The organism is Telluria sp. Soil_C_11 (assembly GCF_057657395.1).
In genome coordinates this window covers 418,576-445,550 of record NZ_JBDGIN010000003.1, presented here as the reverse complement: position 1 = coordinate 445,550, position 26,975 = coordinate 418,576, and the positions used below count along the sequence as shown (strand labels likewise).

The following is a 26,975-nucleotide window of genomic DNA, read 5'->3' as shown; positions in this document are numbered from 1 at the left end:
AAGCAAATTATTTGCATGGAGAATCCACGATGACATCGCAGCACGCTTGGTCCACCCCGGTCCAGTTAGGGTCTGTATCGCTCAAGAATCGCATCGCCGTGGCGCCGATGACCCGCATCAGCGCCACCGAGGACGGCCTCGTTACCGAAGACATGGTCCGGTATTACCAGGGGTTCGCCGAAGGCGGCTTCGGTCTCCTCATCACCGAGGGCATCTATCCCGACCTGGCCCACAGCCAGGGCTACCTGCACCAGCCGGGCATCGCCGACGATCGCCAGGCGCAGTCGTGGCGGCCGGTGGTCGAGGCGATCCATGGCGCCGGCGCCAAAGTCATCATGCAGCTGATGCATGCCGGCGCGCTGAGCCAGGGTAATCACTGGAGCGGCGAATCGGTCGGCCCATCGGCGGTCCAGCCGAAGGGGGAGCAACTGGGCTTCTACCGCGGCGAGGGGCCGTACCGCATGCCGCGCGAGATCACGGAACAGGAAATCGCCGGCGTGATCCAGTCGTTCGCCGCCGCCGCGCTGCGCGCGCGCCAGGCGGGTTTCGATGGCGTGGAGGTGCATGGCGCCAACGGCTACCTGCTCGACCAGTTCCTGACCGATTACGCGAACCGGCGCACCGACCGCTACGGCGGCTCGACCGAAAACCGGGTGCGCCTGCTGGCCGAGGTGATCCAGGCGGTGCGCGCGGCGGTCGGAGCGGACTTCGTGGTCGGCATCCGCATCTCCCAGGGCAAGGTGAACGACTACGATCACAAGTGGGCCAACGGCCAGCAGGATGCCGAGATCATCTTTTCACGGGTGGCGGCCGCCGGTGCCGACTACATCCACACCACCGAACACGATGCGCAAGCGCCCGCCTTCGGTAAGGCGAACAGCGATGGCGACACCCTGGCCGGCTACGCCAAACGCTTCGGCAAGCTGACGGTCATCGCCAACGGCAAACTGGGCACGCCGGAAGCGGCCGAAGCCATCCTGGCCAGGGGCGATACCGATATCGTTGCGCTCGGCAAGTCGGCCCTCGCCAACCGCGACTGGCCACGCCGGGCCGTGAACGGGGGCGGGCTGGAGGAATTCGACTTCGGCCTGCTCCAGCCGCTTGCCCACATCAAGACGAGCGAAGTCTGAGACGCCAGCCATGGACGTAAAAAAACCGCGAATCGTTTCGCGGTTTTTTTACGTCTGCCGCAAGAGCGGCAGCGGCAGGATTATTCCTGCCAGTCCTGCAAGGCGCGGATCGCCGCTTCGCCGTTGCGGATCGCCTTCACGCGGCGCACGATCTCGGCGCGCCAGGCTTCGTCGGCGTCCTGCTCCGGCTCGTCACTATCGGTCAGCAGCAATTGCAGCAGCTCGCGCTTTTCCGAGGCGGAAAGTTGCTGGATCTGTGTGGCCAGTTCGGCGACGGTGGACATCCTTGTGCTCCTAACAGGAAATTGTGAGCTGATCATAGCGTGAACTTTACGGTATGTCGACAGGGACCATATTATCTGTTGGTTTCCTGTCAATTAACTTGTTGTCCGGGTCGATACCGGCCCGCGCCGGCCGTCCATCGACCACCAGGGTCACGGTCTGAAGCCGGTGTTCGACCAGGCGGCGTTCGCGCGCCAGCGGGTTGCCGTTGTCGTCGTCGACGCCGAATTCGATCCAGTCCTTCAGCGGCACCTCCCGCTCTTCGCCCAGCTCGCCGGCGCGCACCTTGCCGGCGGTGGCGCGGATCGTCACCTCGTACTTGCCGTCCGCACGGCGGCGCGCGGCGGCGCTGTCGGCATGGTTCCCGTACAGGACGATGGATTCGAACAGGTCGTCGATCAGGTAGGCCTTGTCCGGCGGCGCGATCGCGCGCAGCTTCTCGACCAGGGTGGTGACGGTCGGGTAGGGCGGCCCGCGGAAGGCGTTTTCCGCCAGCAGCTGGCGCAGCGCGCCGTTCACGGCGTCCTCGCCCAGCAGGTCCTGCAGCAGGTACATCGCCAGGCTGCCCTTGCGGTAGTGGATGTAGGGCTGGTCCTCGTTCTGCGCCAGCGGCAGCTCCTTCCTGGCCTCGGTGGCGCGGCCCATCAGGTATTCCTCGAGGTCGTAGCGCAGGAAGCGCCGCATCTTGCTGGAGCCGAAGCTGCGCTTCATCGTCATCAGTGCGGTGTACTCGGCCAGGCTCTCGGACAGCACGGTGGCGCCGCGGCTGCCGGCGCCGATCAGCTGGTGCGCCCACCACTGGTGCCCGACCTCGTGTGCGGTGATGTAATACGGGTAGTCGATGTCCTTGCGCGATTCCGGATCGACCCTGGCGATGAAGCCGGCGCTCTCGGAAAAGGCGATCACGCCCGGCGCCGCCTGCGCGTATGACGCATAGCGCGGGAACTCCGCGATGCGCAGCTCGCGGTGCTGGTAGGGGCCGAACTGCCTGCTGCCGTATTCGAGGGCGGCCTTGGCGCCGCCGATCATGCGGTCGACGTTGAAGTCGTGGCCCGGCTGGTAGTAGACGTCGATCGTCACGTCCTGCCAGCGGTCGTGCCGCACTTCGTAGCGCGCCGACTGGAAGGTGTAGAAGTTCAGGATCGGCTTGTCCATCCGGTAGTGGAAGTAGTGGCGGCCCTTGGCCATCCATTCGCTGTCCAGGGTGCCGGGCGCCACCGCGATCTGGTCGAGCGAAGTGCTGACGACCGCGTCGAAGCGGATCCAGTCGGCGTCGCTGCCGAGGTAGTTGTTGGCGCGCGCGGCGTCGTCCTCGCGCGCCGCCATGCGCTCCTTCGGCGCCAGGCCGTGGCGCTTGCGGTCGCGGTCGTCCTTCAGCTCGACGCTCTGCTGGTAGCCGATGTGGGGCAGGATGGCGTTGCTGAAGAAGGTCCCATTGGCCACCACGGCCGTCTCGCGGCCCAGGCCCAGCACGCCGCCGGGCGCATCCTCGAGTTCGAATTCGAGGGCGATGCGGGCGCCCGGCGCCATCGGCGTCGCCAGCGCATAGCGGTAGAAGCCGCGCTCCGCGTCGGCCGCCAGGAGCCGCACCGGCTGCGAGAAGCGCGGGCGCAGGGTCGGGCCGGGCTGCTGGGTCAGGAACAGTTCGGCGACCGGCGCGCCGCTGCGGTTTTCCAGCTGGTAGGCGCCCTTCACCTTCAGGGTGCGGCTGGCCGGCATGATGTCGACCTGCAGGTCGACGGCGGTGATGCGCGGCTGCGGCAGTTTCGCGTAGCGGCGGTAGCGCAGCTCGTACTCGGCGTGCAGGCGGTCCCTGGTCCAGGCGGATTGATAGGCGCCGAGGTGCTCCAGGTTGTACCAGAGCAGGGCCCCGGTCCCCAGGAACAGCAGCGCGCCCAGGCCGAAGGCACCCAGCACGCCCGGGCTCAGGCGCTGGCGCGCGAGCTGCAGGCGGTCCTTGAAACTGTCGGCCACGCCGCGCGGCCACAGCACCAGCGCGGCCGCCAGCAGCACCAGCGCGGCGCCGCCCCAGTACACCAGCAGCGCGCGCTGCAGCGCCAGGTAGTGGCCGAAGCCGTTCATCGCCGAATAGGTCACGTCCGGCAGCGCCGCGTACAGCAGCATCGGGTGGTCCAGCCCGAGCGCGCCGAGGGTGATGCTGGCGATGTAGTACAGCACCAGCACGAAGTAGCCGAGGTACCTGTGGTTGACGATGGCCTGCACCGCGATCGCCAGCACCGCCACCAGGGCATACTTCGGCAGCAGCACGCCGAACAGGGTGAACAGGTAGAGGCCGGGCTCCAGCGCCACGTAACCGCGGAACAGCTGGATCAGCATCCCGCACACCATCGCCACCAGCAGCAGCACGGCCTGCAGGCCGACCAGGGCCAGGGTCTTGGCGGCCAGCGGCAGCCAGCTCGGCACCGGCAGCGCGTCCAGCATCTGGGCCATGCGCGCCTCGCGCTCGCGCCAGGCCATCTCGCCGGCGTAGAAGGTGGTGACGATCAGCAGGAACAGCGCGAACACGTCGCGGATCAGCTCCAGCACCATGTAGGTGACCGGATAGGTCTTGGTGCCGTAGATGGCGCCCAGGTCGAGCGAGCTGACCACCAGCATCAGCACGCCGGCCAGCGCGATCACCGCGAAGTAGATGTTCTTGCCGGATTCGCGCAGCTCCAGCCAGGCCGACTTCAGCAGCAGCAGGCCGAGGCTGCGGGCCGCGAAGTCGGGCTCCTCGCGCGTGGCGGCGGCCGGCCGGGACACCGCCGCCGCGGTCTCGCCTTCGCCGCGCGCGGCCGCGCGCCGGGTCGCGGGGCTGGACATGAAGCTGAAGCGCCAGTAGCCGAGCAGCAGCACGACCAGCGAGAAGGCCGACCAGATCAGGCGGTTCGCCAGGTACACGCCCTCGAACCCTACCTGCCGCGCATTGCGTTCGGCGATGGTCCAGTATTCCGTCAGGCGGATCAGGGCGGTGGTGCCGAAGGGGTCGATCAGCGCGGCCAGGGTCTTGTAATCGAGGTCGCGCGCCAGCGAAGGCGCCACCAGGTAGCCGATCATCATCACCACGCCGGACACGTAGACCGGCAGCATGCGCCGCGTGAGGGCGGCCAGCACGAAGAAGATGGCGCCGAAGATGAACAGGTTGGGCAGCAGCGTCAGGAAGTAGGGCGCGAGGTAGGCCAGGGCCGAGAACGGCCCCACGCGCGACGGGTCGACCGCCGGCAGCAGGGCGCCCAGCAGGTTGCCCAGCACGATCGAGGAATACACCACGGCCATCGTCGCCAGCGCGCCCAGGAAGCGACCGAACACGTAGGCGTACTTGGGGATCGGCGCGCTGAAGAAGAAGTGATGGGTCTCGTATTCGAAGTCCTGCTGCACCGAGCGGCCCATCATGGCGGCCGCCACGACGATCCCGAAGCAGCCCAGGAAAGCCGAGGACAGCGCCACCTGGCGCGGGCCGTTGACCAGCACCCGGCCGCCGAAGGAGATGGTGATGTCCTTGAAGGCGCCGCCGGCGGCCGCCACCCAGAACATCGCCAGCGCCAGGAAGCCGAAGAAATAAATCCAGGTCGAGAGAAGCTTCAGGCGCTGCCGGGCTTCGAACAGCGCGATGGCGTAGAGCGCGCGCATGAGATCAGCAGTCTCCCGCTTGCGCGTTGTGGCGGCCGGCGATGGTGGCGAAATAGACGTCTTCGAGGGTCGGGTGGACCGGTTCGAAATCGTCGCCCGGATAGCGCTCGGCATACACGTGGATCATCGGGCGCCCGCTCAGCAGGCGGGTCGAGATCACGGTGTGGCGCTTCTGGAAGGCGAGCAGCTCGGGCTTGCTGACGAAGCGCGCCCAGATCCGGCCTTCGATGCCTTCGATGAGTTTCGCCGGCTCGCCGCACAGCAGCACGTGGCCCTTGTTGATGATCGCCATGTTGGCGCACAGGTCGGCGACGTCGGACACGATGTGGGTCGACAGGATCACGGTCTTGTCCTGGCCGATGTCGGACAGCAGGTTGTGGAAGCGCACCCGTTCCTGCGGGTCGAGGCCGGCGGTCGGCTCGTCGACGATGATCAGCTGCGGGTCGCCGAGCAGGGCCTGGGCGATGCCGAAGCGCTGCTTCATGCCGCCCGAGAAGGTGCCCAGGCGCTGGTCGCGCACTTCGAACAGGTTGGTCTGCTGGAGCAGGCCGTCGACCACCTCGCGCCGGCGCGTGCGGTTCGCCAGGCCCTTCAATTGCGCAAAATGGTCGAGCAGTTCGTAAGCGGTCACTTTCGGGTAAACGCCGAAATCCTGGGGCAGGTAGCCGAGCAGGCGGCGCACTTCATCCTTTTCGTCGAGGACGTCGATATCGTCCAGGAACACCGAGCCGGAATCGCATTCCTGCAGGGTTGCCAGGATCCGCATCAGGGTCGACTTGCCGGCGCCGTTCGGCCCGAGCAGGCCGAACATCCCGGGCGGGATGCTCAGCGTGACCGCGTCCAGCGCCACCACGCCGTTGGCGTAGGTTTTGGACAGGTTGCGGATGTCTAGTTCCATAGTGAGAATCTGCGTATTTTGACGACAATTGCATTGTATTAAAAAGAAGCGCCAGCGACAGCGCCCTTGCGACACACGGCAGTTTCACCGGCCCAGATTGCAAATTTGAGGGAGCAGGGCGCAGTGGAAACAGCGCTCCAGCATACGGCAGGGGAAAATTCCTGTCCACTTTGGCAACTTCCTATCCATGCGCGGATCGATGCATAATGTGCTCATGGATACCATCATCGAGGACAAGATCCTGGCCGTCACGCGCCAGGGCCGCACCCGCGTCGAGGCGACCGACTGGTTTCGCGTCGCCACCGGGCTGTACTACCTTGCCGGGCTGATGACCAAGGAGGCCATCGATTTCGCGAAGGTCGACCGCGACTACAACCGCTTCATCTACCACAGCATCGGCGGCGGCCACACCATCACCAGCATCCTGCAGTTCATGAGCGGGGAAAAGGTGCTGCCGACCCTGCAGTCGGCGCGCTTCATGGCGGTCTTCGGCGAGACCTGTCCCGAGGTGCCGCCCGACTCGATCCCGTTCCTGCTGGAGCTGAACCTGGGCGTGGCGAAGAACATCTCGAAGCTGGAAGTGGCGGGGCCGGTGCACGACTGGCTGCAGCGGCAACGGCAGGGCCAAGCGGACCGGGGGCAGGACGGGCAAGGCATATAATGACGCTTTCAAGCGTATCGACTATGCAAGCTTAAGTTATGGACAACCTGACCCGCTCGATCAACCCCCTCGACAACCTGATCGCCGGCTTCGACCGCGCCCTGCGCGTGGTCGGCGGCGTGGCCAAGGCCTCGCGCCCGAATCCCGGCGCCGTCGCCCGCGACTGCGAACTGAATGCCCAGGAGGCGCGCCACAGCGCCGGCCTGATGCGCGTGAACCACGTCGGCGAAGTCTGCGCCCAGGCGCTGTACGACTCGCAGGCGCGCCATGCCGGCAGCACGGCGATGCGCGAGCAGTTCCGCCAGGCCGGCCGCGAAGAGGAAGACCACCTGGCATGGACGGCCGAGCGCCTGTCCGAGCTGGGTTCCCAGCCCAGCCTCCTGAATCCGCTGTGGTATGCCGGCGCCTATGCGCTGGGGACCGTGGCCGCGCGCATGGGCGACGCCCAGAGCCTGGGCTTCGTGGTCGAGACCGAGCGCCAGGTCGAGGCCCACCTGAACAGCCACCTGGACCAGCTGCCGCCGCAGGACGCCAAGTCGCGCGCCATCGTCGACCAGATGCGGGTCGACGAGATCGAGCACGGCGCGAAGGCGCAGGCGATGGGCGCGGCCGAGATGCCGCTGCCGGTGCGCATGGCGATGCGGGCGATGTCGAAGGTGATGACCACCACCGCTTACTACATCTGACGCGGTTACGCTTCGACGATCTCGAACGAGTGGGTAATTTCTGCCGTCTTGGCCAGCATGATCGAGGCCGAGCAGTACTTGTCGTGCGACAGGTTGACGGCCCGCTCCACCGCCGCCGGCTTCAGGTTGCGGCCGCTGACGATGAAGTGGAAGTGGATCTTCGTGAACACCTTCGGGTCGGTGTCGGCGCGCTCGGCCTTCAGGGTGACGTCGCAGCCGCGCACGTCTTCGCGGCCGCGCTTGAGGATCAGCACCACGTCATAGGCGGTGCAGCCGCCCGTGCCCAGCAATACCATCTCCATCGGGCGCGGCGCCAGGTTGTGGCCGCCGCCCTCCGGCGCGCCGTCCATGCTGACCATGTGGCCCGAGCCGGTTTCGGCCCGGAAGCTCATCCCGGACGGGCCGTTCCAGCTGACTTTGACTTCCATTCGATTCCTCCGAAAAGAATCTATTCTAAGCCTTACACGGACAACACGTAGCGCTCGCTCTTCATGCGCCAGGTGGCGAAGCCGACGGCGACGAGCGCGGCCAGCGCCGAGCAGGCGAAGGTCATTGCGTAAGGCAGGACGCCGAGGTCGCCGCCCTTGGTCATTTCACGCAGCAGGGTCTGGTTCGACAGCACCGGCACCATGTACATCCACGACGCAGTCTTCAATTCCATCATCGGGATCACGATGCCCGGCAGGAGCGGCAACAGCATCACGAAGCTCAGGGTGCTTTGCGCTTCCTTGAACGACCTGGCATTCATCGCCAGCGCCACCTGCAGGCCGGCGGCGAACAGGCATAGCGGCACCGTGACGGAGACCACCAATGCCAGGTCGGCCAGGGTCAGGCTCCAGGACATGCCGATTTCCTCCAGCGGCAGCCAGGACAGGATCGCGTGCGCCAGCAGCATCTCGAACATGACCCCGGCGAGGGCCAGGCTGGCGGAGGTCAGCCATTTGCCGACCACCAGCTCCCAGGCGTGCGCCGGCTGCGCCATCAGCACCTCCAGCGAGCGGCGTTCGCGCTCGCCGGCGGTGCTGTCGATGGCGGCCGACATACCGCAGATAAAGACCGGTACGAACAACACCCCGAGGAGGCTGCCGATCAGGCCCGCCGAACGCGAAGCATTGGTGCCGGTGTCGAAGCGCTGCACCTGGATCGGCGCCAGCGTCGCCGGCGATACCCCGTGCGCCAGCAGGCGCGCGCTGGCGACGTTGGCGCCGTAGGCTTCGAGCACGTCCTCGACGTCGCGGCGGCGCGCGCCTTTCTCGTCGGCCGAGTCGTACCACAGTTCCACCCGCGCCGGGCGCATGGCGGCATAGTTCTCCGTGAACTTGTCGGTCAGGCGCAGCACCACCGGATATTTGCGGGCTTGCAGCAGGTCGGTGATGCCGGCTTCGTCGAGCTTGCCGGGATCCTCGACCTTGATGTTGCGCTGCTTGAGCTGGGCCATCAGCGTGGGCGCCTGGCCGGCGCCGATGACGGCGATCCTGAGGTCTTCGCGCTCCGACTTGGTGGCGCGGTTGATGGTTTGCTGGACCACGTAGCCGATCAGCGCCGGATACATCACGGTGAACAGCAGCAGCAGGCCGAGCGTGCGCTTGTCGCGCAGCGTTTCGCGCAGCTCTTTCAGGAACACGACCAGGAATTTCGGTTTCATGCGGCGATCCCTTCTTCGGTGCCGACCAGGCTGACGAATGCGTCTTCCAGGTTGGCGATGCCGGTCCGCCGGCACAGTTCTTCGGGCGAGCCCTGGGCCACGGTATGCCCCTTGGCGATCACGATCACGTCGTCGCACAGGTGGGTCACTTCCTGCATCACGTGGGTGGCCATGATGACGCAGCAGCCGTCGGCGCGCAGCGCGGCCAGGGCATGGCGCAGGGCGCGCGTGCTCATCACGTCCAGCCCGCGGCTCGGTTCGTCCAGCAGCAGGTGGCGCGGACGGTGCAGCAGGGTGCGCGCCAGCGCGACCTTGATGCGCTGGCCCTGCGAGAAGCCCTTGGTGCGGCGCTCCAGGATGTCGCCCATCTGCAGCAGGTCGGCGACCTCGTCGATCCGCTGGCGCAATGCCGGGCCGGCCATGCCGTTGAGTTCACCGAAATAGCCCAGGTATTCGCGCGTGCTGAGGCGCTCGTACAGTCCGAACTGGTCGGTCAGGAGGCCGAGGCTGCGGCGTACCGCCAGCGGATCCTTTTCCGGGTCGATGCCGTCGATGGCGATGGTCCCGTGGTCGCGCCTGAGCAGCCCCACCAGGGTGCGCAGGAGGGTGGTCTTGCCGGCGCCGTTGGGGCCGAGCAGGGCGGTGATCTGGCCGTCGCGCGCGGTGAAGCTGACGCCGCCGAGCGCCTGCACGGTGCCGAACTGTTTGCGTACTTCCTGGACTTCTATCATGGCAGGCTCGATTCAGGGTTGCGGCCCGGCGCTGCCGAGCTGGAAGGTCGGGGCGGGGATCTCGGCCAGGCAGCTGGCGTCGAGCTTGCCGTCCGGGCGGTCGAGGAATTCACGCAGCAGGCGCGGCGCGCAGCCGAGCTGGGAGACGCCGTGGCCGGCGTTCGCCACCACCAGCTGCCGCGCCCTGGGCATGTGGCGCGCGGCGCTTTCCGCGCGACGCGGCGGCGTCACCGGGTCGAGCGCGCCGGACAGCAGCAGCGCCGGGGCCTGGATCGCGGACGGCTCGGCATACGGCGCCGCCGGCACCTTGAGCGTCCTGCACAGGGCGGGGATGCGGTCGGCCAGCGGACGCGTGAGCGCGGAGGCGTCCTCCTTCATCAGCGCCGGCGTCATGCGCGGCACGTCCTCGGCGCATACCACCGCCAGGTGCAGCAGGATCGCGCTGGAGGCGTCGCTGGCGAAGTCGCCGGCGATGTTATGGCGGGCCACGAAGGGCTCCCAGCGGCCCTGCCAGGCGCTGTGGATCAGGAAGGGCAGGCGGCGCGCGTCGGCCGGCGAATACAGGATGTTGTGGACGGTGCCGAGGAAGCGCGGACCGGTCATCGTGAAGCTTACCGGCTGGGCGGTGCGCGGGTCGGCGATCGACAGTTTCAGGCCGGCCTCGGCGCGCGCGGCCACGGCCTCGAACTCGGCGCGCAGGTTCGGGTAGGCCTCGTGGCAGGCAGCATCGGACTGGCACTGGGCGAACAGCTTGTCGAGCGCCGCCTGGCCGTCGCGCCCGCCGGCCGGGATCACCTGGTCGGGCGCGGCGACGCCGTCCAGCACCAGGCTGCGCACGCTGCCCGGGAAGGCGCGCGCATAAGCCTGGCCGAGGCGGGTGCCGTAGGAGCCGCCCCAGACGTTGATCCTGCCGTAGCCGAGCGCGCGGCGCACCTGTTCGATGTCGCGCGCGGCGTTTGCCGTGGTGTAGGCGGCGAAGTCGGTGCGGCTGCCGGCGATGCAGCGGCGCAGTTCCGCTTCCAGCTCGGCGTCGCTCATGGTCTCTTCGTTGGACGGGTTCTCGCAATCGAGCTTGCCGGACAGGCCGGTGCCGCGCTGGTCGATGAAGACGATGTCGCGGGTGGCGCGCACGCGCTTGAAGGCGGCCGACAGCAGCGGCAGCACGTCGCTGCCGGCCTGGCCGGGCCCCCCCGCCAGCACGAACAGCGGATCGGGGCGGGCCGATTCGCGGAAGGCCGGAGCCACGGTCACGTGCAGCTTCAGCGTGCCGGCGCCGGCCCTGGCATAGTCGAGCGGGACGGTGACGGACAGGCAGCGCAGCGCTTCCTCGGCGCCGGGCAGGTGGCAGCTGCGGGCAGCGGCCGGGCCTGCGCTGGCCGGTGTCCCGGCGGGCGGTGCGGCGAGCGCGGATGTCGAGCACAGCAGGGCAAACAGGGCGGGCAGGATGGTGCGGGTGGTCACGGCGTCTCCTCTTCGTTGCCGACCATGTTAGTTTGTTATTCTTTTCATGGTCAACGAATAAGTTGCAAAAATGCATTAAATTCTGAGTCTAGCGAGCTTGTCTAAAAAGAATTTGCGCTATCTCCAAGCGGAGAGTGTCGGGCATGCGCCAAGGCTGGCTTGACTGAAGGAGGGCGGATCAGCTATGATCGTGGGCTTTCCATTTGCTCAGGAAAAGACAATAAGGCAGAGTCCGCGGGTGTTTGGCGGAACCACCATTTGAGCATTTACACCTATATATAGGAAGTCAACATGAAAACTTTTTCCGCTAAGGGCCATGAAGTCCAGCGCGATTGGTACGTGATTGACGCGACGGACAAAGTCCTCGGACGTGTTGCCAGCGAAGTGGCACGCCGACTGCGCGGCAAACACAAGCCGGAATTTACTCCGCACGTCGATACCGGTGACTTTATCGTCGTCGTCAACGCAGGCAAGCTGCGCGTGACCGGCACCAAGGCCACCCAGAAGACCTACTACCGTCACTCGGGCTACCCGGGCGGTATCTACGAAACCAACTTCCTGAAAATGCAACAGCGCTTCCCGGGCCGTGCCCTGGAAAAGGCTGTCAAAGGCATGCTGCCGAAGGGCCCGCTGGGCTACGCCATGATCAAGAAGCTGAAGGTCTATGCGGAAGGCACCCACCCGCACGCCGCCCAGCAACCGCAAGCACTCGATTTCTAAGGAACTGACATGATCGGTAACTACAATTACGGCACCGGCCGTCGCAAGAGTGCAGTCGCCCGCGTGTTCATCAAGGCTGGCACCGGCCAGATCATCGTGAACGGCAAACCGGCCGCCGAGTACTTCTCGCGCGAAACCGGCCTGATGGTCATCCGTCAACCGCTGGAACTGACCGGCAACGTCGAGCGTTTCGACATCAAGGTCAACGTGCATGGCGGCGGCGAGTCCGGCCAGGCAGGTGCAGTGCGCCACGGTATCACCCGTGCACTGATCGACTACGACGCAGGCCTGAAGGGCGACCTGGCACGTGCCGGTTTCGTCACCCGTGACGCCCGTGAAGTCGAGCGTAAGAAAGTTGGTCTGCGCAAAGCACGTCGCGCAAAGCAATTCTCGAAGCGTTAATTGGATCCGCAGCGCCTCCGCGCTGCATCCAGACAGAAAGCCGCCCGCTGCAAAGCCGGCGGCTTTTTTGTTATCCATCAAACCGGGGTCAGACTCCCAATTTTGGCAAAAGCGCTCAGGCTATTTCCAAAAACGGGAGTCTGACCCCGGTTTGATTTTTCGCATAAAATTGCACCCTCGGCCTTGCTCGGCACTTATTTACTTACGAAGGAAAGAACATGATCAAAGTTGGCATCGTTGGCGGTACCGGTTACACGGGCGTGGAGCTGCTGCGCCTGTTGTCAGCCCATCCCGAGGTGCAGCTGACCGCCATCACCTCGCGCAAGGAAGACGGCCTGCCGGTGGCGGACATGTTCCCGTCGCTGCGCGGCCACGTCGACCTGGCCTTCTCGAGTCCCGACAAGGCCGACCTGACCCAGTGCGACGTGGTGTTCTTCGCCACCCCGCACGGCGTCGCCATGGCCCAGGCGCCGGCCCTGCTGGCCGCCGGCGTCAAGGTCATCGACCTGGCCGCCGACTTCCGCCTGAAGGACCGCGCCGCCTTCGAGAAGTGGTACAAGATGGAGCACACCGCTCCCGAGCTGATCGAGGAAGCGGTGTATGGCCTGCCGGAACTGAACCGCGACGACATCAAGCAGGCGCGCCTGATCGCGAATCCGGGCTGCTACCCGACCACCATGCAGCTGGGCTTCTACCCGCTGCTGAAGGCCGGCCTCATCGACGCCGGCAACCTGATCGCCGACAGCAAGTCGGGCGTATCCGGCGCCGGCCGCAAGGCCGAGATCGGCACCCTGTTCTCGGAAGCGAGCGACAACTTCAAGGCCTACGGCGTGGCCGGCCACCGCCACACCCCGGAGACCTCGGCCCAGCTGCAGCGCTACACCGACCAGAAAGTTGGCCTGATCTTCACGCCCCACCTGGTGCCGATGATCCGCGGCATGCACTCGACCCTGTACGCGCGCCTGACCAGGGACGTCGACAACGCGACCCTGCAAGCCCTGTTCGAGGACGCCTACCGCGACGACGAATTCGTCGACGTCATGCCGTTCGGCTCGCACCCGGAAACCCGCTCGACCCGCGGTTCGAACATGCTGCGCATCGCGCTGCACCGTCCGGACGGCGGCGACACCGTGGTGATCCTGGTGGTCCAGGACAACCTGGTCAAAGGCGCCGCCGGCCAGGCCGTGCAGTGCATGAACCTGATGTTCGGCGTGCCGGAAAACATGGGCCTGAAGCAGGTCGCGCTGCTGCCTTGAGCCGGACCGCGCGCGCGCCCGCCGTGGCGCCGCGCTTCCCCTCGTAAGGGTTGCCGACAAGATGCAGATCAAGGCAGCTGATGTTGAGCACGGTAAATTGACCGTTGCACTGGTGCGTTTGGCAACGTGTTACTACGCGAGGGGACTACCATGTTCGGTCGTAATGCAAAAAGCGAAATCGACAGCCTGATCGGCATTTCCGCCCGCATCGAAGGCGACCTGGTATTCACCGGCGGCCTGCGCATCGACGGCGAGGTGCATGGCAACGTGATCGCCGGCGACGCCGGTGAAAGCGTCCTGATCGTCTCCGAACACGCCCGCATCGAGGGCGAGGTGCGCTGCGCCAACCTGGTCGTCAACGGCTATATTGCCGGGACCGTTTTTTCGACGGAACTGCTTGAATTGCAGCCGAAAGGCCGCATACATGGGGATGTCCATTACCGCCTGCTGGAAATGCATGGCGGCGCCCTGGTGACGGGCAAGCTGACCCACGAAGCCACCGCGACCCCGGCCGCCGAGCCGGTGTTTCATTTAGGAGTGGCGGCGGAAGGGGCATCAGCATGACTGGCGCTAACCGTCTATAATGGACGAAATCCGAATTCAATCAGGAGTTTATCCATGACCGCAATCGCCGAATTGCATCGCTCGCAAGAGCAGGACGCAATGCCGTCGCCCATCAACTTCACCGACAGCGCCGCGCAGAAGGTCGCCCAGCTGATCGAGGAAGAAGGCAATCCCGACCTGAAACTGCGCGTCTTCGTGCAGGGTGGCGGTTGCTCCGGCTTCCAGTACGGCTTCACCTTCGACGAGATCATGAACGACGACGACACCGCCATGGAAAAGAACGGCGTCACCCTGCTGATCGACTCGATGAGCTACCAGTACCTGGTCGGCGCCGAGATCGACTACAAGGACGACCTCGAAGGCGCCCAGTTCGTCATCAAGAATCCGAACGCCACCTCGACCTGCGGCTGCGGTTCGTCGTTCTCGGCGTAATCGTTTCTTCGCACGAATAGAAAGGCCGCCTGGCATTGCCGGCGGCCTTTTTTCATGCCGGGTAGAGCGCGCCCAGCACGCGCAGCCCGGCAGCCCCCGTCACGGCCGGCAGGTTGCCCGGCTGGCGCCGCATGAAGCGGTAGCCCAGCCAGGCGAAGGCCAGGGCCTCGACCCGGTTCGGCGCCACGCCCAGCGCATCGGTCGAGGCGACCGGGATAGTCCCGCCGAGCGCATCGGCAATTTCCTTCAGCAGCACGCCGTTGTAGGCGCCGCCGCCGCACACGTACACGGCTTGCGCCGCCTGGCCGGTGGTCGCGTCCCGGATCGCGCGCGCGATCGACACCGCCGTCAGCCGCGTCAGGGTGGCCTGCACGTCGGCCGGCGCCAGGCCGGGGCGCCGGGCCAGCCTGGCATCCAGCCATTCCGCATGGAACAGGTCGCGGCCCGTGCTCTTGGGCGGCGGCTGGCGGAAATAGGGTTCGTCCAACAGGATCTCGAGCAGCGCTTCGTCGACCTTGCCGGACGCGGCGAAGGCGCCATCCTCGTCGTAGGGCTTGCCGGTGTGGCGCGCGACCCACAAATCCATCAGCACATTGCCGGGGCCGGTGTCGTAGCCGCTCACCCGGCCGTCGCCGTGCAGCACGCTGATATTGCCGATGCCGCCGATGTTCACCACCACCCGCACCGTCTTCGCCTTGCCGAACCGGGCTTCATGAAAAGCCGGCACCAGCGGCGCGCCCTGCCCGCCGGCGGCGATGTCGCGCGTGCGGAAATCGGCGATCACGTCGATGCCGGTCAATTCCGCCAGCAGGGCGGGATTGTTGGTCTGGCGCGTGAAGCCGAGTTCCGGACGGTGGCGGATGGTCTGGCCATGCACGGCCACGGCGCGCACCGGTCCCGGCGCCTGGGCCAGCAACTGTTGTACGCAAGCCGCATAGCAGCGCGCCAGCGCGTTCGCGGCCAGGGCTTCGCGTTCCAGTTCGTTATCGCTGGCGGCCTGCAGCGCCATCAGCTCGGTGCGCAGTTCGGCGGGAAAGGGCGTGAACGCGGCTTGCAGGGTGCGGATGCCGCGGCCGGCAAAGTCGGCCAGCACGCCGTCGACGCCGTCCAGGCTGGTGCCGGACATCAGGCCGATGTAGAGGGAAGAAGCGGGCATATTGGTCTCTAAAAGAAAAACGCCTTGCACTGTGCAGTGCAAGGCGCCTCATTCTATCCGTGATTCGGCGACGGCTTAGCGTGCAGCCATCGCGTTGCCAGCCGGGCTCAGCAGCGAGAAGCGGTGCGACATCTCGGCGGCCGCCATGCGGAAGCGCGACATTTCGCCGTTCGTCAGCGGTTGTGCCTGCAGGTTCTTCAGCTTCATCGGGTCCGTTGCCGTGCCGCCGATGCGGAATTCATAGTGCAGGTGCGGGCCGGTGGCCCAGCCGGTCGCGCCGACGTAGCCGATCACGTCGCCCTGGTGCACCTTCTGGCCCTTGCGCATGCCGCTGGCGAAGCGGCTCATGTGGCCGTAGGCGGTGCTGTAGTTGGACCAGTGCTTGAGCACGACCATGTTGCCGTAGCCGTTCGACACGCCGGCGAAATCGACGGTGCCGTCGCCGGCGGCGCGGATCGGGGTGCCCATCGGGGCGGCCATGTCGACGCCCTTGTGTGCTTTCCAGACGTTGAACACCGGATGCACGCGCATCGAGAAGCCGGAGGAGATGCGGCTGAAGGCGACCGGCGACTTCAGGAAGGCTTTCTTCAGCGACTGGCCATCCAGGCCGTAGTAGCCGCCCTGGTGGCTGACCGGGTCTTCGTACCAGACCGACTGGTAGGCCACGCCGCGGTTGATGAATTCGCCGGCCAGCACGCGGCCGGTGCGGACCAGTTCGCCGTCCTGCCAGAAGGTTTCGTAGACGACGTTGAAACGGTCGCCGCGCTTCAGGTCGGAGCGGAAGTCGATGTTGGTCGAGAACATCTCGATGATCTGGTTGACCACCGAATCCGGGATCTGGCCGCCGTCGACGTTGGCGTCGGTCGCGGCGTACAGCGAGGTGCTGATTTCGCGCGAACGCATTTCGACGCGGCGCTCGAGTTCGGCCGGCGCCTTGCTGACGACGAACTTGTCGCCCTTGCGGGTCACGGTGACGGTATTGAAGGTGTCCTTGTCGACCGGGATGGTCGCGCGCAGCGACAGCATCAGGCCGTTCTCGTCGGTCTCGGCCTGGATGCGCTTGCCGGTCTTGAGGTTCAGGATGCTGCGCGCCAGCTTGTCGCTGCGCACGAAGGCGGCGGCCTGCTGGTCGTCGATGCCGAGGCGGGTGAAGACGGAACCCAGGGAATCACCGGGACGGATGCGCTCTTCGTGGATGAATTCCTGCTGGTCCTGCTGCAGCGCGGCGATCTGGTCGGCCAGATTCGGCAGTTGCAGGTCTTGTGCGATGGACTTCACAGGAATGTCGGCGGCATCCGGCGCGATCGGGGCGACCGCGGTCGCGCCGAAGGCACACAGGGCCAGGGCAGCGGCGCCGCCCGCAATGATGCGGGTCTTGCGGCTCGTGTCGGCGAGACCGAACCAGCGCTTGCCAGTGATTTTCTGTATTGGGTTCATGCAATCAGTTAAAATTTACCGCTTCACCGTCCCAAGACAAACGTTTTTTCTTTTGTTTTCTTACTTATTGTCTTTGAAACTTTTCAAGCGGCAAGATTGACGGGATCGCGAATTATATCAAAATACCGGCTCCTACAACCGTTTTAGCCATTCTCCTACAAGATTTTTATGACTTCCTCTGAGCTTTCTGGTAATGCCAAAACTGCAACTTCCGCCGGGGCTGCGGCTCTTCCCTTGAGCGATGCCGTCCAGGAAGCCCTTGCGATCACCAAGCGTGGCGTCGACGAACTGCTGATCGAGAGCGAATTCGCACAGAAGCTGGCGCGCTCCGAGCAGAGCGGCACGCCGCTGCGCATCAAGCTCGGCCTCGATCCGACCGCGCCCGACCTGCACCTGGGCCATACCGTGGTGCTGAACAAGCTGCGCCAGCTGCAGGACCTGGGCCACCAGGTGATCTTCCTGATCGGCGACTTCACCTCGATGATCGGCGACCCGTCGGGCCGCAACGTGACCCGTCCGCCGCTGACCCGCGAGCAGATCGAAACCAATGCGCAGACCTATTTCAAGCAGGCCTCGCTGGTGCTCGACCCGGCGCGCACCGAGATCCGCTACAACTCCGAGTGGTGCGACCCGCTCGGCGCGCGCGGCATGATCCAGCTGGCCTCGCGCTATACCGTGGCGCGGATGATGGAACGCGACGACTTCACCAAGCGCTACAAGAATGGGACCCCGATTTCCGTGCATGAGTTCCTTTACCCGCTCATGCAAGGCTATGATTCGGTCGCTTTGAAAGCAGACCTTGAGCTGGGTGGAACGGACCAGAAATTCAACCTGCTCGTTGGTCGTGAATTGCAGAAAGATTATGGCCAGGAGCCGCAGTGCATCCTGACCATGCCGCTGCTCGAAGGCCTGGACGGCGTCGAGAAGATGTCGAAGTCCAAGAACAACTACATCGGCATCACCGAGCCGGCCAACACCATGTTCGGCAAGCTGATGAGCATCTCGGACGTCATGATGTGGAAGTACTACGAGCTGCTGTCGTTCCGCTCGATCCAGGACCTGGCGCAGCTCAGGGTCGAGGTCGAAGGCGGCCGCAACCCGCGCGACGCCAAGGTCGCGCTGGCCCAGGAGATCGTGGCGCGCTTCCACTCGCAGCAGGCGGCCGAGGATGCGCTGGCGGACTTCGTCAACCGCTCCCGGGGCGGGATCCCGGACGACATCCCGGAAGTGAGCACCGGCGGCGCCCCGCTGGGCCTGCCGCAGCTGCTGCGCCAGGCCGGCCTGTGCGCGTCCAGCTCGGAAGCCATGCGCATGATCGACCAGGGCGGCGTGCGCATCGACGGCACCGTCGTGGCCGACAAGGCGCTGCAGGTCGCGGCCGGCACCTTCGTGCTGCAGGTCGGCAAGCGCAAGTTCGCGCGCGTGACCCTCGCGGCATGATCGGCCTGCTACAGCGCGTCACCCAGGCCAGCGTCGTGGTCGACGGCGAGACCGTCGGCGCCATCGGGCACGGCCTGATGGTGCTGGTCTGCGCCGAAAAGGGCGATACCGAACGCGAGGCGGATGCGCTGCTGGCCAAATTGCTGGGCTACCGCGTGTTTTCCGACGAGGCCGGCAAGATGAACCGCAGCGTCACCGATGTCGCCGGCGGCCTGCTGCTGGTGCCGCAGTTCACGCTGGCGGCCGACACCCGCTCCGGGGCCCGGCCTTCGTTCTCGCCGGCGGCCGCGCCGGACGATGGGCGCCGGCTGTTCGAGCATGTCGTGCGCCAGGCGCGCGAGCGTCACGGTAAGGTCGAGACCGGCCGCTTCGGCGCCGATATGCAGGTGTCGTTGACGAACGACGGTCCAGTAACTTTCTGGCTTCGTATTGATCCACCCAAGGTTTCTGGTTGAAACTGCGGCGGACGGCGCCGGTCAATCTGACTAGGAAAGAAGGGAGGGTAGGGCGATGAATATCTGGAGCGATTCCTTTACCGAGGGCGGCCCGATTCCGCCCCGCTGCGCGTTCGCCGAGATCGATCCCGGCAGCCACATCAAGCTGTCGAGCAACCGCAGTCCCCACTTCTCCTGGGACGAGGTGCCGGCGGGCGCCGAGTCGCTGGTGCTGCTGTGCCACGACCTCGACGTGCCGACCGACGGCACCGACGTCAACAAGGAAGGCAGGACGGTGCCGGACGCCTTGCCGCGCACCGACTTCTTCCACTGGGCGCTGGTCGACATCCCGGTGTGCCTGAAGTCCTTCGCCGAGGGCCTGTTCTCGGACATGGTGACCCCGGGCGGCAAGAGCGGTCCGCTGGTCCCGTTCACGATCAAGAACGGCACCGAGCACCAGCTGCGCCATGGCCTCAACGACTACACCAGCTGGTTCGCGAGCGATCCCGACATGGCCGGCGACTACTACGGCTACGACGGCCCCTGTCCGCCCTGGAACGACGAGCGCGTCCACACCTACGTGTTCACGCTGTATGCGCTCGACATCCCGCGCCTGCCGCTGACCGGGCGCTTCACCGGCAAGGAGGCGCGCCTCGCCATTACCGGCCATATCCTGGACGAAGCCCGGATCTTCGGCGTGTATTCGCTGAACCCGCAAATCGCCGCCACCATCATCGATAAATAAACCCGGCAAGACATTGACTAACGCAGCACACCCACCCACCAACATCCTCCTGATCCGCCACGGCGAAACCGCATGGAACGCGGAGCGCCGCCTGCAGGGTCATCTCGACATTCCGCTGAACGAGGAGGGCGAGCGCCAGGCCCGCCTGCTCGCCGGGGCGCTGGCGCACGAGCCGATCGACCTGCTGGTCTCCAGCGACCTGGGACGCGCCCGCCAGACCGCCCAGGCCGTTGCCGCGCTGCGCGGCATGCCGCTGCAGATCGAGCCCGGCCTGCGCGAACGCTGCTACGGCGGCTTCGAAGGCCTGCTGTACTCCGAGATCGAACAGCGCTTCCCGGCCGAGTTCGCGGCCTGGCAGGCGCGCGACATCGATGCGATTTTGCCGGATGGCAAAAATTGCGGTGAAACCTTCCGCCAGTTCTACGCCCGCGCCACCGAAGCGATCCTGGGCCTGGCCCGCATGCACCCCGGCCGCACCCTGGCCCTGGTGGCCCACGGCGGCGTGCTCGAGTGCGCCTACCGGATGGCCGGCAACCTGCCGCTGGAAACGCCGCGCGACTTCAAGGTCTACAACGCCAGCGTCAACCGCTTCCGCGTCGACGGCGGCAAGCTGGTGCTGGAGAGCTGGGGCGAGGTGTCCCACCTGCGTCCGGCGGTGCTCGACGAGCTCACCTGAGCTTGGCACGAAAGAAATATGTCAGATTTTCAACACTAGAAAAAACTTGTGCTGATAAATTGAGCAGCGGTTCGGGTAAAATAGCGAGTTCCCGATTGTTTTCCTGGTCTTACTCCCGTGCAAATTGGTCCTTACGCGCTGCGCAATAACGTCTTCGTCGCCCCGATGGCCGGGGTGACCGACCGCCCGTTCCGCCAGCTTTGCAAGAAGCTGGGCGCCGGTTATGCGGTGTCGGAGATGGCGGCCTCGAATCCGCGCCTGTGGGCCAGCGAAAAGTCCTCGCGCCGCACCGACCATGCGGGCGAGATGGAGCCGAAGGCGGTGCAGATCGCCGGCGCGGTGCCGGAAGAGCTGGCGGAGTGCGCGAAATTCAACGTCGACCGCGGCGCCCAGATCATCGACATCAACATGGGCTGCCCGGTCAAGAAGGTCTGCAACAACTGGTGCGGTTCGGCCCTGCTGCAGCACGAAGACCTGGTCCAGCGCATCCTGGAAGCGGTGGTGCGCGCGGTGGACGTGCCGGTCACGCTCAAGTTCCGCACCGGCTGGGACCGCCAGAACAGGAACGCCCTGACGATCGCGCGCATGGCCGAGCAGGCCGGCATCGCGATGCTGACCCTGCACGGCCGCACCCGCGCCGACGGCTACAAGGGCGATGCCGAGTACGACACCATCGCCGCGGTGAAGGCGGCCGTCTCGATTCCGGTGGTGGCGAACGGCGACATCACGACCCCGGAAAAGGCGAAATTCGTGCTCGACCACACGGGCGCCGACGCCGTCATGATCGGCCGCGCAGCCCAGGGGCGTCCCTGGATCTGCCGCGAGATCGATTATTACCTGACGACTGGCGAGCACCTGCCGGCGCCGCTGGTCGACGAAGTGCGCGAACTGATGAACGAACACCTGCCGGCGCACTATGCCTTCTACGGCGAATACCTGGGCGTGCGCACGGCGCGTAAGCACATCGGCTGGTATGTGGAAGACCTGCCCGGCGGCGAGGAATTCCGCCAGCGCATGAATCTGCTGGAATCGACCGCCGAGCAGCTGGCGGCCGTGGACGATTTTTTCAAATCGCAACACCGGTTTGGCGAGCGGTTACAATACCGGCCCGCGCATTCTGATGACGTCGCGATCGCGGCATAAAAAATAGTAAAAAATAAAAAATAATCGGAGACAGGGCTGCCAAAAGCAGCGCCATTAACCAAGGTGAAGTAGCAGACATGAGCAAAGAGAGTATCCAGGAAGTCGTTCAGAAAAGCCTCGAAGATTATTTCAACGACCTGGGCGAGCAAAAACCGACGAATATCTACGACATGATGCTGCTGACCGTCGAAAAACCGATCCTGCAAGTGGTGATGACGCGTGCCGAAGGCAACCAGTCGCATGCGGCGCAGATGCTGGGCATCAACCGCAACACCTTGCGCAAGAAATTGCAGGAGCACGGGCTGCTGTAAACGCCGGCGAGGGGGCCGGTGCGTGCGAGCGTGCGCCGGCCACCGCCGGCGTAATGGAATATAGCAGCAGGAAAAAATGCGTCCGCACCGATTTTTATCAACAGGCCTCTCCCATGATCAAACAAGCCCTCATCTCCGTTTCCGATAAAACCGGCGTACTCGACTTCGCACGCGCGCTGTCCGCGCTCGGCGTGAACATCCTGTCGACCGGCGGCACTGCCAAGCTGCTGCAGGACAATGGCGTGCCCGTCACCGAAGTCGCCGACTACACGGGTTTCCCGGAAATGCTCGATGGCCGCGTCAAGACCCTGCACCCGAAAGTGCACGGCGGCATCCTGGCGCGCCGAGACTTGCCGGAACACGTTGCCAAGCTGGAAGAGCACGGCATTCCGCAGATCGACATGGTGGTGGTGAACCTCTACCCCTTCCAGGCGACCGTCGCCAAGGAACAGTGCTCGCTGGAAGATGCGATCGAGAACATCGACATCGGCGGCCCGACCATGCTGCGCTCGGCGGCCAAGAACCACCGCGACGTGGTGGTGATCGTCGACCCGGCCGACTACGGCCCGGTGCTGGCCGAGATGAAAGGTACCGGAGAGGCCGCGGGCAGCGTGTCGTACGACACCAAGTTCCGCCTGGCAAAGAAGGTGTTCGCCCACACCGCGCAGTACGACAGCGCGATCACCAACTACCTGACCAGCCTGGGCGAAGACAAGCAGCACGCCACCCGCGCGGCCTACCCGCAGACCCTGAACCTGCACTTCGAGAAAGTCCAGGACATGCGCTACGGCGAAAATCCGCACCAGAGCGCCGCCTTCTACCGCGACCTGGCCCCGGCCGCCGGCAGCCTGGCCAACTACCGCCAGCTGCAGGGCAAGGAACTGTCGTACAACAATATCGCCGACGCCGACGCCGCCTGGGAATGCGTGAAGACGATGAAGGGCTTCGAGCAGCCGGCCGGCTGCGTGATCATCAAGCATGCCAATCCCTGCGGCGTGGCGATCGGTCTCGATGCCCTGGATGCCTACCAGCGCGCGCTGAAGACCGACCCGACCTCGGCCTTCGGCGGCATCATCGCCTTCAACGTGCCGGTCGACGGCCGCGCCGCGGAAGCGATTTCGAAGCTGTTCGTCGAAGTCGTGATCGCGCCGGTGTTCACGCCGGAAGCGCGCCAGATCATGGCGGCCAAGCAGAACGTGCGCTTGCTGGAGATCGAACTGGGCGACGGCCAGAACCCCTTCGACGTCAAGCGCGTTGGCGGCGGCCTGCTGGTGCAATCGCCGGACGCGAAGAATATCGGCCTGGACGACCTGCGCGTGGTCAGCAAGAAGCAGCCGACCCCGCAGCAGCTGCAGGACCTGATGTTCGCCTGGCGCGTGGCCAAGTTCGTGAAATCGAACGCGATCGTGTTCTGCGCCGGCGGCATGACCCTGGGCGTGGGCGCCGGCCAGATGAGCCGCATCGACTCGGCCCGCATCGCCTCGATCAAGGCGCATAACGCCGGCCTGTCGCTGGTCGGCTCGGCGGTGGCCTCGGATGCCTTCTTCCCGTTCCGCGACGGCCTGGACGTGGTGGTCGACGCCGGCGCGACCTGCGTCATCCATCCGGGCGGCTCGATGCGCGACCAGGAGGTGATCGATGCGGCGGACGAGCGTGGGGTCGTCATGCTCTATACTGGTACGCGTCACTTCCGTCACTGATCGGAGGTCACGCGTGGGCACGGGGTGCCCACCCTACGTGATCGTGGTAGGGTGGGCTCCCCGAGCCCACGCAGGTTACGGTGACAAACTCGCCACGACCTGTGTTTTTGCACAGTATTTTTCCCACGAAACACGCCAGCCGGTATAACATTCGATAATGATTATCCTCGGCATCGACCCGGGCCTGCGCACGACGGGGTTCGGGGTCATTGAAAAACACGGTCAGCGGCTGCGTTACATCGCGTCCGGCACCATCAAGACCGGCCTTGATGGTGCCTTGCCGCCGCGCCTCAAGATCATCCTGGGCGGCGTCAGCGAAGTCGTCGCCACCTACAAGCCGGCCTGCGCGGCCATCGAAAAAGTCTTCGTCAACGTGAATCCGCAGTCGACCCTGCTGCTCGGTGCAGCGCGCGGCGCGGCCATCACGGCGCTGGTCGGGGCCGACCTCGAGGTGGCGGAATACACGCCGGCCGAGGTCAAGCAGGCCGTGGTCGGCTCCGGCCGCGCGGTCAAGGCGCAAGTCCAGGAGATGGTGGCGCGCCTGCTGAAACTCCCCGGCCTGCCCGGCACCGACGCCGCCGACGCCCTCGGCATCGCGATCTGCCACGCCCATGGCATGGATGCGCTGGCGCTGATCGGTTCGCTGTCGCCGGAAAAGGGCCTGCACATGCGGCGCGGCCGCCTGGTCTCATCCTGATAACACATTGAAAGCGAAAGGCTAGCGATGATCGGTCGTCTCTCCGGCGTGCTGCTGGAAAAGAATCCCCCGCAAGTGCTCGTGGATTGCCAGGGCGTCGGCTACGAAGTCGACGTGCCGATGGGCACCTTCTACAACCTGCCGCACACGGGCGAAAAAGTGGTCCTCTTCACGCACTATGTGGTGCGGGAGGATGCGCACCTGCTGTTCGGCTTCGGCTCGTCCAGCGAGCGCGCCGTGTTCCGCCAGCTGATCAAGATCACCGGCGTCGGCGCCCGCACCGCGCTGGCGATCCTGTCCGGCATGTCGGTGGCCGACCTGGCCCAGGCCGTGACCCTGCAGGAAGCCGGGCGCCTGGTCAAGGTGCCCGGCATCGGCAAGAAGACCGCCGAGCGCCTGCTGCTGGAACTGAAGGGCAAGCTGGGCGCCGACATCGGCGCGGTCGGCGGCGCCGTGCAGGACGACGCCCAGGCAGACGTGCTCAATGCGCTGCTGGCCTTGGGGTATTCTGACAAGGAAGCGCTGGCGGCCATCAAGAACATGCCGGCCGGGACCACGGTGTCCGAGGGCATCAAGCTGGCGCTGAAATCGCTGTCGAAAGCCTAATCCGTCGCTCCCGCGGAGGCGGGGGCCCAAGTTTGCATGCGTTCCGATAGCTCACGCAGAACTTGGGTCCCCGCCTGCGCGGGGACGACGTTATGAGTGATACATACATGAGCATCCAGACCGACAACTTCACCGAGCAGCGCATCATCGACGCCGCGCCGGCCTCGCCGAACGAGGAGGCGATCGAGCGCGCCCTGCGCCCCAAGCACCTCGACGAATACGTCGGCCAGTCCAAGATCCGCGACCAGCTCGAGATCTTCATCCACGCCGCCCGCAAGCGGCGCGAGGCGCTCGACCACACCCTGCTGTTCGGCCCGCCGGGCCTGGGCAAGACCACGCTGGCCCACATCATCGCGCGCGAGATGGGCGTCAACCTGCGCCAGACTTCCGGCCCGGTGCTGGAACGTCCGGGCGACCTGGCGGCGCTGCTGACCAACCTCGAAGCGAACGACGTGCTGTTCATCGACGAGATCCACCGCCTGTCTCCGGTGGTCGAGGAGATCCTGTATCCGGCGCTGGAAGACTACCAGATCGACATCATGATCGGCGAAGGCCCGGCCGCGCGTTCCGTGAAGCTCGACCTGCAGCCGTTCACGCTGGTGGGAGCGACCACCCGCGCCGGCATGCTGACCAATCCGCTGCGCGACCGCTTCGGCATCGTCGCGCGCCTGGAGTTCTACAACGTCGACGAACTCACGAAGATCGTCACCCGCAGCGCCGCGCTGCTGGAAGCGCCGATCAACGAGGAGGGCGCGCGCGAGGTGGCCAAGCGCGCGCGCGGCACCCCGCGTATCGCCAACCGCCTGCTGCGCCGCGTGCGCGACTATGCGGAAGTGAAGGGCAACGGCGAGATCACCAAGGACATGGCCGACCGCGCGCTGAAGATGCTCGACGTCGACACCGTCGGCTTCGACGTGATGGACCGTAAACTCCTCGAAGCGGTGCTGTTCAAGTTCGCCGGCGGCCCGGTCGGGATCGGCAACCTGGCGGCGGCGATCGGCGAGGCCGCCGACACCATCGAGGACGTGCTGGAACCCTACCTGATCCAGCAGGGCTATCTGCAGCGCACTCCGCGCGGGCGCATCGCGACGCCGCTGGCGTACCAGCACTTCGGCGTCACGGCGCCGCGCATCAGCCCCACCGGCGACCTGTGGGACAACCTGCCGCCGGCCTGAGCATGGAGATCTGGGTCGATGCCGATGCCTGTCCGGGCGTGATCAAGGACATCCTGTTCCGCGTGGCCGAGCGGCTGCAGCTGCAGGTGACCCTGGTCGCCAACCAATTGATCCGGGTGCCGGGCTCGCGTTTCATCCGTGCGGTCCAGGTGCCGAGCGGTCCGGATGTGGCCGATACCGAAATCGTCGAGCGCCTGGCGCCGGGCGACCTGGTGGTCACCGGCGACATTCCGCTGGCGGCGCGCGTGCTGGAGAAGGGCGGCGATGCGCTGAATCCGCGCGGCGAGTTCTACACAAAGGACAATATTGCCCAGCAGCTCACGATGCGCGCCTTCATGGAAGAACTGCGCAGCGGCGGCATCGACACCGGCGGCCCCAGTGCCTTCAGCCAGGCCGACCGCCAGCAGTTCGCCAATGCGCTCGACCGCTATCTGGCCCGGCGCCGTTCTTAAAAGCGCGAGTCGCGCCGCCTGGCGACAGGGAGCTGGTGCACGACCGCCAGTACCGGTTCGGTGCGCTCGCGCTGGCGCATCGGGCGCTGGCGGCGGTCCGGCGCGGCCGGGTAGACGAAGCTGAGGAACAGCAGCACCGTGAACGACAGCAGGACGCCGCTGCCCCACAGCAGCGGGATATCGCTGCGGGTGGCCAGCATGGCGATGCTGGCGGCGGCGGGGATCATCAACAGCAGGCCGCCGAGGGTGCGGGCCTGGGCCGAACGGCGCATGCGGTCGCCGAGCGCGGCCACGTAGAGGAAGCTGAGTGCGATCAGTGCCAGCCCGGCCAGGCCGCCGACGGCGACCCAGACCGGCAGGTCGGGCCGCCGGGTTCCCGCGGCCAGCAGCGGCGGCACAATGAGGACGAGGCCGCCGGCGGCAAGGGCAAGCAGGCGCAGCACGATCATGCCGATGCCCCCTGGACGCGCAAGGTTTTCCGGGCACCGGACGATCGGGTTGTCAT

General features: G+C 65.8%; 29 protein-coding genes. 19 read left to right on the top strand and 10 right to left on the bottom strand.

Annotation, left to right across the window (positions count from 1 at the left end):
- Positions 1-29: 29 nt before the first annotated feature.
- Positions 30-1,130 carry an oxidoreductase gene (locus AC3A6M_RS07635; RefSeq protein WP_487852123.1) on the top strand — a complete coding sequence of 367 codons (1,101 nt, stop codon included), beginning with the start codon at positions 30-32 and terminating at the stop codon, positions 1,128-1,130.
- A gap of 80 nt (positions 1,131-1,210) precedes the next feature.
- Here the strand turns inward: AC3A6M_RS07635 and AC3A6M_RS07630 are convergent, their stop codons facing one another.
- The 3 genes from AC3A6M_RS07630 to AC3A6M_RS07620 are packed head-to-tail and all read right to left on the bottom strand — an operon-like array spanning position 1,211 to position 5,940.
- The gene (locus tag AC3A6M_RS07630; protein WP_487852122.1) at positions 1,211-1,414 is read right to left on the bottom strand and encodes an addiction module protein; all 204 of its coding nucleotides are present in this window, start codon (positions 1,412-1,414) and stop codon (positions 1,211-1,213) included.
- A gap of 46 nt (positions 1,415-1,460) precedes the next feature.
- Positions 1,461-5,042 (bottom strand): ABC transporter permease/M1 family aminopeptidase, encoded by a 3,582-nt coding sequence (locus AC3A6M_RS07625; protein WP_487852121.1) that lies wholly within the window; start codon positions 5,040-5,042, stop codon positions 1,461-1,463.
- A gap of 4 nt (positions 5,043-5,046) precedes the next feature.
- The gene (locus tag AC3A6M_RS07620) at positions 5,047-5,940 is read right to left on the bottom strand and encodes an ABC transporter ATP-binding protein (RefSeq protein WP_487852120.1); all 894 of its coding nucleotides are present in this window, start codon (positions 5,938-5,940) and stop codon (positions 5,047-5,049) included.
- Between the two features lie 214 nt (positions 5,941-6,154).
- Between AC3A6M_RS07620 and AC3A6M_RS07615 the strand changes: the two genes are divergently transcribed.
- Entirely contained in the window at positions 6,155-6,601 is a 447-nt protein-coding gene (locus AC3A6M_RS07615) for a hypothetical protein (RefSeq protein WP_487852119.1), read from the top strand.
- A 38-nt stretch (positions 6,602-6,639) separates the two neighbouring features.
- Positions 6,640-7,287 (top strand): 2-polyprenyl-3-methyl-6-methoxy-1,4-benzoquinone monooxygenase, encoded by a 648-nt coding sequence (gene coq7, locus AC3A6M_RS07610; protein WP_487852118.1) that lies wholly within the window; start codon positions 6,640-6,642, stop codon positions 7,285-7,287.
- A gap of 5 nt (positions 7,288-7,292) precedes the next feature.
- On the opposite strand, the gene AC3A6M_RS07605 is transcribed toward coq7, so the two are convergent.
- Genes AC3A6M_RS07605 through AC3A6M_RS07590 form a run of 4 tightly spaced genes read right to left on the bottom strand, consistent with a single transcriptional unit; the run spans position 7,293 to position 11,124 of the window.
- The gene (locus tag AC3A6M_RS07605) at positions 7,293-7,715 is read right to left on the bottom strand and encodes an OsmC family protein (protein WP_487852117.1); all 423 of its coding nucleotides are present in this window, start codon (positions 7,713-7,715) and stop codon (positions 7,293-7,295) included.
- Positions 7,716-7,747: 32 nt separating this feature from the next.
- A complete protein-coding gene (locus tag AC3A6M_RS07600) occupies positions 7,748-8,932 on the bottom strand; it encodes an ABC transporter permease (protein WP_487852116.1) in 1,185 nt (394 codons plus the stop codon).
- Positions 8,929-9,663: an ABC transporter ATP-binding protein gene (locus AC3A6M_RS07595; protein WP_487852115.1), complete on the bottom strand. Its 735-nt coding sequence runs from the start codon at positions 9,661-9,663 to the stop codon at positions 8,929-8,931. Before AC3A6M_RS07595 ends, AC3A6M_RS07600 begins: the two co-directional genes overlap by 4 nt.
- A 12-nt stretch (positions 9,664-9,675) precedes the next feature.
- Entirely contained in the window at positions 9,676-11,124 is a 1,449-nt protein-coding gene (locus tag AC3A6M_RS07590) for an alpha/beta fold hydrolase (protein WP_487852114.1), read from the bottom strand.
- Positions 11,125-11,415: 291 nt separating this feature from the next.
- On the opposite strand from AC3A6M_RS07590, the gene rplM reads away from it, so the two are divergent.
- From rplM to erpA, 5 genes are all read left to right on the top strand, one after another.
- A complete protein-coding gene (rplM, locus tag AC3A6M_RS07585) occupies positions 11,416-11,844 on the top strand; it encodes a 50S ribosomal protein L13 (protein WP_258844852.1) in 429 nt (142 codons plus the stop codon).
- A 9-nt stretch (positions 11,845-11,853) separates the two neighbouring features.
- Complete coding sequence (gene rpsI / locus AC3A6M_RS07580) at positions 11,854-12,246, top strand: 30S ribosomal protein S9 (protein WP_028102305.1); 393 nt, start codon at positions 11,854-11,856, stop codon at positions 12,244-12,246.
- A gap of 218 nt (positions 12,247-12,464) precedes the next feature.
- Positions 12,465-13,502, top strand: a complete 1,038-nt coding sequence (gene argC / locus AC3A6M_RS07575; protein ID WP_487852113.1) for an N-acetyl-gamma-glutamyl-phosphate reductase — start codon at positions 12,465-12,467, stop codon at positions 13,500-13,502.
- A 150-nt stretch (positions 13,503-13,652) separates the two neighbouring features.
- A complete protein-coding gene (locus AC3A6M_RS07570; RefSeq protein WP_487852112.1) occupies positions 13,653-14,066 on the top strand; it encodes a bactofilin family protein in 414 nt (137 codons plus the stop codon).
- Between the two features lie 54 nt (positions 14,067-14,120).
- The gene (gene erpA, locus AC3A6M_RS07565) at positions 14,121-14,498 is read left to right on the top strand and encodes an iron-sulfur cluster insertion protein ErpA (RefSeq protein WP_230020263.1); all 378 of its coding nucleotides are present in this window, start codon (positions 14,121-14,123) and stop codon (positions 14,496-14,498) included.
- Between the two features lie 52 nt (positions 14,499-14,550).
- On the opposite strand, the gene AC3A6M_RS07560 is transcribed toward erpA, so the two are convergent.
- Positions 14,551-15,654, bottom strand: a complete 1,104-nt coding sequence (locus AC3A6M_RS07560) for an anhydro-N-acetylmuramic acid kinase (protein WP_487852111.1) — start codon at positions 15,652-15,654, stop codon at positions 14,551-14,553.
- Between the two features lie 75 nt (positions 15,655-15,729).
- A complete protein-coding gene (locus tag AC3A6M_RS07555; protein ID WP_487852110.1) occupies positions 15,730-17,091 on the bottom strand; it encodes a peptidoglycan DD-metalloendopeptidase family protein in 1,362 nt (453 codons plus the stop codon).
- 168 nt (positions 17,092-17,259) lie between these two features.
- On the opposite strand from AC3A6M_RS07555, the gene tyrS reads away from it, so the two are divergent.
- From tyrS to AC3A6M_RS07500, 11 genes are all read left to right on the top strand, one after another.
- Positions 17,260-18,531 (top strand): tyrosine--tRNA ligase, encoded by a 1,272-nt coding sequence (gene tyrS / locus AC3A6M_RS07550; protein WP_487852109.1) that lies wholly within the window; start codon positions 17,260-17,262, stop codon positions 18,529-18,531.
- Positions 18,528-18,986 carry a D-aminoacyl-tRNA deacylase gene (gene dtd / locus AC3A6M_RS07545; protein ID WP_487852108.1) on the top strand — a complete coding sequence of 153 codons (459 nt, stop codon included), beginning with the start codon at positions 18,528-18,530 and terminating at the stop codon, positions 18,984-18,986. The genes tyrS and dtd overlap by 4 nt, the downstream gene beginning before the upstream one ends.
- Before the next feature lie 55 nt (positions 18,987-19,041).
- The gene (locus tag AC3A6M_RS07540) at positions 19,042-19,710 is read left to right on the top strand and encodes a YbhB/YbcL family Raf kinase inhibitor-like protein (protein WP_487852107.1); all 669 of its coding nucleotides are present in this window, start codon (positions 19,042-19,044) and stop codon (positions 19,708-19,710) included.
- Positions 19,711-19,723: 13 nt separating this feature from the next.
- Positions 19,724-20,386: a histidine phosphatase family protein gene (locus AC3A6M_RS07535; protein WP_487852106.1), complete on the top strand. Its 663-nt coding sequence runs from the start codon at positions 19,724-19,726 to the stop codon at positions 20,384-20,386.
- 117 nt (positions 20,387-20,503) lie between these two features.
- A complete protein-coding gene (dusB, locus tag AC3A6M_RS07530) occupies positions 20,504-21,529 on the top strand; it encodes a tRNA dihydrouridine synthase DusB (protein ID WP_487852105.1) in 1,026 nt (341 codons plus the stop codon).
- Between the two features lie 77 nt (positions 21,530-21,606).
- Positions 21,607-21,840: a helix-turn-helix domain-containing protein gene (locus AC3A6M_RS07525; RefSeq protein WP_036235444.1), complete on the top strand. Its 234-nt coding sequence runs from the start codon at positions 21,607-21,609 to the stop codon at positions 21,838-21,840.
- A 113-nt stretch (positions 21,841-21,953) separates the two neighbouring features.
- Positions 21,954-23,540 carry a bifunctional phosphoribosylaminoimidazolecarboxamide formyltransferase/IMP cyclohydrolase gene (gene purH, locus AC3A6M_RS07520; protein ID WP_487852104.1) on the top strand — a complete coding sequence of 529 codons (1,587 nt, stop codon included), beginning with the start codon at positions 21,954-21,956 and terminating at the stop codon, positions 23,538-23,540.
- 157 nt (positions 23,541-23,697) lie between these two features.
- The gene (ruvC, locus tag AC3A6M_RS07515) at positions 23,698-24,237 is read left to right on the top strand and encodes a crossover junction endodeoxyribonuclease RuvC (protein ID WP_487852103.1); all 540 of its coding nucleotides are present in this window, start codon (positions 23,698-23,700) and stop codon (positions 24,235-24,237) included.
- Between the two features lie 27 nt (positions 24,238-24,264).
- Complete coding sequence (gene ruvA / locus AC3A6M_RS07510; RefSeq protein ID WP_487852102.1) at positions 24,265-24,843, top strand: Holliday junction branch migration protein RuvA; 579 nt, start codon at positions 24,265-24,267, stop codon at positions 24,841-24,843.
- A 107-nt stretch (positions 24,844-24,950) separates the two neighbouring features.
- Entirely contained in the window at positions 24,951-26,018 is a 1,068-nt protein-coding gene (ruvB, locus tag AC3A6M_RS07505; protein WP_487852101.1) for a Holliday junction branch migration DNA helicase RuvB, read from the top strand.
- A 2-nt stretch (positions 26,019-26,020) separates the two neighbouring features.
- Positions 26,021-26,470 carry a YaiI/YqxD family protein gene (locus AC3A6M_RS07500; protein ID WP_487852189.1) on the top strand — a complete coding sequence of 150 codons (450 nt, stop codon included), beginning with the start codon at positions 26,021-26,023 and terminating at the stop codon, positions 26,468-26,470.
- Here the strand turns inward: AC3A6M_RS07500 and AC3A6M_RS07495 are convergent.
- On the bottom strand, positions 26,467-26,919 hold the full coding sequence (locus tag AC3A6M_RS07495) for a hypothetical protein (protein ID WP_487852100.1): 453 nt from the start codon (positions 26,917-26,919) through the stop codon (positions 26,467-26,469). The genes AC3A6M_RS07500 and AC3A6M_RS07495 overlap by 4 nt on opposite strands.
- Positions 26,920-26,975: the final 56 nt, after the last annotated feature.